At 71.6% G+C, this 4,319-nt stretch carries 6 protein-coding genes; 5 read left to right on the top strand and 1 reads right to left on the bottom strand.

All coding sequences use genetic code 11. The features are described from left to right. On the bottom strand, positions 1–898 hold an 898-nt coding region (gene miaA, locus VQ03_RS24560; protein ID WP_048453536.1), incomplete at its 3' end, for a tRNA (adenosine(37)-N6)-dimethylallyltransferase MiaA. Positions 899–975: 77 nt separating this feature from the next. Between miaA and serB the strand changes: the two genes are divergently transcribed. The 5 genes from serB to VQ03_RS24535 all read left to right on the top strand — a co-directional run bounded on the left by serB (position 976) and on the right by VQ03_RS24535 (position 4,214). Further along, the gene (gene serB / locus VQ03_RS24555; protein WP_048453535.1) at positions 976–1,872 is read left to right on the top strand and encodes a phosphoserine phosphatase SerB; all 897 of its coding nucleotides are present in this window, start codon (positions 976–978) and stop codon (positions 1,870–1,872) included. Positions 1,873–2,010: 138 nt separating this feature from the next. Then, the gene (locus tag VQ03_RS24550) at positions 2,011–2,640 is read left to right on the top strand and encodes a DNA-3-methyladenine glycosylase I (RefSeq protein ID WP_048453534.1); all 630 of its coding nucleotides are present in this window, start codon (positions 2,011–2,013) and stop codon (positions 2,638–2,640) included. Positions 2,641–2,666: 26 nt separating this feature from the next. Further along, positions 2,667–3,251, top strand: a complete 585-nt coding sequence (locus VQ03_RS24545; protein WP_048453533.1) for a YfbR-like 5'-deoxynucleotidase — start codon at positions 2,667–2,669, stop codon at positions 3,249–3,251. A gap of 19 nt (positions 3,252–3,270) precedes the next feature. After that, complete coding sequence (locus tag VQ03_RS24540; RefSeq protein WP_048453532.1) at positions 3,271–3,783, top strand: tyrosine phosphatase family protein; 513 nt, start codon at positions 3,271–3,273, stop codon at positions 3,781–3,783. 140 nt (positions 3,784–3,923) lie between these two features. Then, the gene (locus VQ03_RS24535) at positions 3,924–4,214 is read left to right on the top strand and encodes an exodeoxyribonuclease VII small subunit (RefSeq protein ID WP_048453531.1); all 291 of its coding nucleotides are present in this window, start codon (positions 3,924–3,926) and stop codon (positions 4,212–4,214) included. Positions 4,215–4,319 lie beyond the last annotated feature (105 nt).

The raw sequence follows: 4,319 nt of genomic DNA, 5'->3' as shown, positions 1-4,319 counted from the left end.
GGCCGAAGGGCGGCGACGGCGTCAGCCATGCCCACTCCGTCCCCGCCTGGTGCCGGAACCACGTCACCTGGCGCTTGGCGTAGCGCCGCGTATCCGCCTGGCCCCGGGCCACGGCCTCGTCATAGGACAGCGTCCCGCGCAGGTAGGAGATCAGCCCCGGCACGCCGTGGGCGCGCATCACCGGCAGCATCGGGTCGAGGCCGCGATCGGCCAGCGCCCGGACCTCGTCGAGGGCACCGGCCGCCATCATGGCGAGGAATCGGGCGTCGATCCGTGCCCGCAAGACCTCGCGGTCCGGGGTCAGGAAGATCTTGGCGCAGGCGAGGCCGGTGAGCGGGCCCGGCCGGCGCGCGGCCCGGAAGGCGGCGATCGGACGGCCCGTCGCGGCCAACACCTCGAGCGCCCGCAGCACCCGCAGGCGATCGTTGGGATCGAGGCGGGCGGCGCCCTCCGGATCCTTGAGGGCGAGGGCCGCGTGCAGGTCCGGCGTCTCGCGCGCCTCCGCCTCAGCGCGCAAAGCGGCACGGACATCGTCCGGCACGGCCGGGATTTCCGAGAGGCCCTCGATCAGGCCCATGAAGTAGAGCCCGGTGCCGCCGACCACGATGGGCAGGCGGCCTGCATCCCAGGCCTCGCGCAGGACGGTACCGGCCTCCGCGAGATAATGGCCCACGGAAAAATTCACCGCGCCGTCGACCGTGCCGTAGAGGCGGTGGGGGGCCTGCGCCTCCTCCTCCGGGCTCGGACGGGCGGTGAGACGGTGGAGGTCGCGATAGACCTGCATCGAATCGGCGTTGATCACCACGCCGCCATGCCGGCGCGCGAGGGCGAGCGCCAGGGCCGACTTGCCCGAGGCGGTCGGCCCTGCGATGAGGATCGCCCGAACCCGCCCGTTCATGCCTGCCTCTTCCGATGCGCGCAGGCGGGATGCGCTGCCCGCCCAAGACCGAGTTGTCCGATGACCCGAGATATCCGATGACCCTGGTCGCCACCCTGATAGCAAACCCGGAGCGCCCCGCCATCACCGACGCGGTGCTGGCCGAGGCCCGGCGGGTGCTGGCGACCGGGCACCAGCCGCGCATCTTGCACGGCGAGGTCGCGGCGGAGATGCTGGTCGAGGGCGCGCCCGCCGCCGCCCCGGGCCTCGCCGAACGCCTGCGCACCGCTCTGGCCGGCGAGCCGATCGACGTGGCGGTCCAGGTCGCCGGCCCCCATCGGCGCAAGCGGCTCTTCCTCGCCGACATGGACTCCACCATGATCGGCCAGGAATGCATCGACGAGCTGGCCGACGTGGTCGGCCTCAAGGCCCATGTCGCGGCGATCACCGAGCGGGCGATGCGAGGCGAGATCGCCTTCGAGCCGGCCCTGCGCGAACGCGTCGCCCTGCTCAAGGGCCTGCCCCTGACGGCCATCGACGACGTGATCGCCGCGCGCATCACCCTCACGCCGGGCGGGCGCACGCTGGTGCGCACGCTCAAGGCCCATGGCGCCTACACGGCCCTGGTGTCGGGCGGCTTCACCCTGTTCACCGGGCCGGTGGCGGCACAGATCGGCTTCGACGAGCACCGCTCGAACCGCCTCGCGACCGAGGGCGAGACCCTCGCCGGAACCGTCGCGGAGCCGATCGTCGGGCGCGACGCCAAGCGCGACGCCCTGATCGAACTGCGCAGCCGCTTCGGCCTCGATCCGGCCGAGACCCTGGCGGTGGGCGACGGCGCCAACGACCTGGCGATGCTGGAGGAGGCGGGACTCGGCGTGGCGTTCCGGGCCAAGCCCGCCGTGGCGGCGGCGGCCCATGCCCGCATCGATCACGGCGACCTCACCGGGCTCCTCTACCTGCAGGGCTTCGCGGCAGCCGAGTTCGTCGACTAAGCGGATTTCGCAGAAGTGGTTGCCGGTTTTGCGACAAAAATCTGCGACAAACCAACGATCTAAGCGGGCGAAGCGTTGGCCTGCCAACGCAAGCCTGCTTAGGTTGCGTTCCCGCCCCACACCGCTACACGGCACCGGATGTCGACCGGATTGATCCTGCATCCCGACGGCTGCCAGCGCTGCTGGTGGCCGGGCACCGACCCGCTCTACGTCGCCTATCACGACACCGAATGGGGCGTGCCGGAACACGACGACCGCGCCCTCTACGAGAAGCTGATCCTCGACGGGTTCCAGGCCGGCCTGTCCTGGATCACCATCCTGCGCCGGCGCGAGGGGTTTCGGAATGCCTTCGCGGGCTTCGAGCCCGAGGCCATCGCGCGGTTCGGCCCTGCGGACGTGGAGGCGCTGATGCAGGATACCGGCATCATCCGCAACCGCGCCAAGATCGAGGCGACGATCCGCAGCGCGCGGGCCTACCTGGCGATCCAGGAGCGCGGCCCCGGCTTCTCGGCCTTCCTGTGGGACTTCGTCGACGGGCGCCCGCTCCGGACGCGGGCCGCGACGCGCGCCGAGATCCCGGCCGAGAGCGAAGTCTCGCGCAAGATGTCGAAGGCGCTGAAGGCGGAGGGGTTCGGCTTCTGCGGCCCGACCATCGTCTACGCCTTCATGCAGGCGGTCGGCATGCTCAACGACCACCTCGTCGGCTGCTGCCGCCACGCCCCGTGCGCCGCCCTGCCGGGCCCGGGCGGGCTCGGGGTGGCGACGTGAGCGCACAAGCGCGGGCGTGGCAGCGGATGCTCTCGGGGCGGCGCCTCGACCTTCTCGATCCCTCGCCCCTCGACGTCGAGATCGTCGACATCGCCCACGGGCTCGCCCGGGTGGCGCGCTGGAACGGCCAGACCGCCGGCCCGCACGTCTTTTCGGTGGCCCAGCACGCGCTGCTCGTCGAGGCGATCGGAGGCGCCTTCGAGCCCGCCGTCAGCGCCGCCGGACGGCTGGAACTGCTGCTGCACGACGCGCCCGAATACGTGATCGGCGACATCATCTCGCCGTTCAAGGCGGCGATCGGCCATTCCTACAAGGCGGTGGAGAACCGGCTGCTGGCGGCGATCCGCCTGCGCTTCGGCCTCACCCCGGCGCCCACGGCCGTCATGCAGCGCCTCATCAAGAGGGCCGACCGCCTCAGCGCCTATCTCGAGGCGACGCGGCTCGCCGGCTTCTCGCAGACGGAAGCCGTGCGGGTGTTCGGCCGGCCGGACCGCCTCGATGCCGATCTCGACGCCCTCCTGGAGCCTTGGCCGACCGCCGAGGCGCAAGCGGCCTTCCTGGCTCGCTTCCATATCCTGGCCGAGGCGATGCAGCCGGCAGCGGCCTCGTAGATAAGGAAAACCCACCGCCATGCCGTCCCTGCACGTCTGCGCCCTGTCCCGCCTGCCCGAGACGGTCGAGGCGACCGGCGCGCGCCACATGGTGACGCTCATCAATGTCGGCACGCCGGTGACCCGGCCGCCTGCAATCGCGGAAGACCGCCACCTGTTCGTCGGGGTGAGCGACATCACCGACAGCCTCGACGGCCACGTCCTGCCCGACGAGGCGCATGTGCGCCGGCTCCTCGACTTCGTGCGCGCCTGGGGCCGGGAAGAGCCGCTGGTGATCCATTGCTACGCCGGGATCAGCCGCTCGACCGCGGCCGCCTTCATCACGACCTGCGCCCTGCGTCCCGACCGGGACGAGGCCGAGATCGCCCGGGAGCTGCGCCAGGCCTCGCCCTCGGCGACGCCGAATCGCCGCCTCGTCGCGGTGGCGGACGCGCTTCTGGGCCGCGACGGGCGGATGGTGGCGGCCATCGCGGCGATCGGTCGCGGCGCGGACGCCTTCGAGGGCGAGCCCTTCAGCCTCACCATCGACTAATTCCACTGTGGCCGAAACGCAGCCCTGGCGCGCAAACGGGCATATGCGGTCCCGTTACGGCCTTGCGGCGACACCGAAGGGTTGTTTCGCGCGGTCTCCCTCGCCATAACCCAACGCTCATCATGGGAGCATAGTAGCGCATGTCCGCAGCCCGGTCCGATGCCAGCCGCGCGGCCGTCTCCGTACCCGCCGGCCCGACCGGAACCGCGGATCTGCCGTTCGAGAAGGCCCTCGAGGAACTCGAAGGCATCGTGCAGCGCCTGGAACAGGGCAACGTGCCGCTCGACGAGTCCGTCGCGATCTACGAGCGCGGCGAGGTCCTCAAGCGTCACTGCGAGACGCTGCTGCAGCGCGCCGAGGCGCGCATCCAGCGCATCACCCTCGGGGCGGACGGACGCGCCGCCGGGACGGCGCCGCTCGATGTCGCCTGATCGCTCCCATTCGTCCCGCCCCGTGATCCGGCGGCGGGTTCTCCCCTTCCGGACGTGAGGATGGCTCCGGTGTCACCGCTCAACCTTCCCCTCCTCGACCGCGTC

This window comes from Methylobacterium tarhaniae (assembly GCF_001043955.1).
Classification (GTDB): Bacteria; Pseudomonadota; Alphaproteobacteria; order Rhizobiales; family Beijerinckiaceae; genus Methylobacterium; species Methylobacterium tarhaniae.
Note: the sequence above shows the minus strand (reverse complement) of the source record. Positions and strands in the feature narration are given on the sequence as shown.

Bases quoted from the DNA above. Each gene is read 5' to 3' on its own strand.
- VQ03_RS24535 (WP_048453531.1), top strand. From the start codon at position 3,924: ATGTCCGCAGCCCGGTCCGATGCCAGCCGCGCGGCCGTCTCCGTACCC.
- VQ03_RS24550 (WP_048453534.1), top strand. From the start codon at position 2,011: ATGTCGACCGGATTGATCCTGCATCCCGACGGCTGCCAGCGCTGCTGG.
- VQ03_RS24540 (WP_048453532.1), top strand. From the start codon at position 3,271: ATGCCGTCCCTGCACGTCTGCGCCCTGTCCCGCCTGCCCGAGACGGTC.
- VQ03_RS24545 (WP_048453533.1), top strand. From the start codon at position 2,667: ATGCTCTCGGGGCGGCGCCTCGACCTTCTCGATCCCTCGCCCCTCGAC.
- serB (WP_048453535.1), top strand. From the start codon at position 976: ATGACCCTGGTCGCCACCCTGATAGCAAACCCGGAGCGCCCCGCCATC.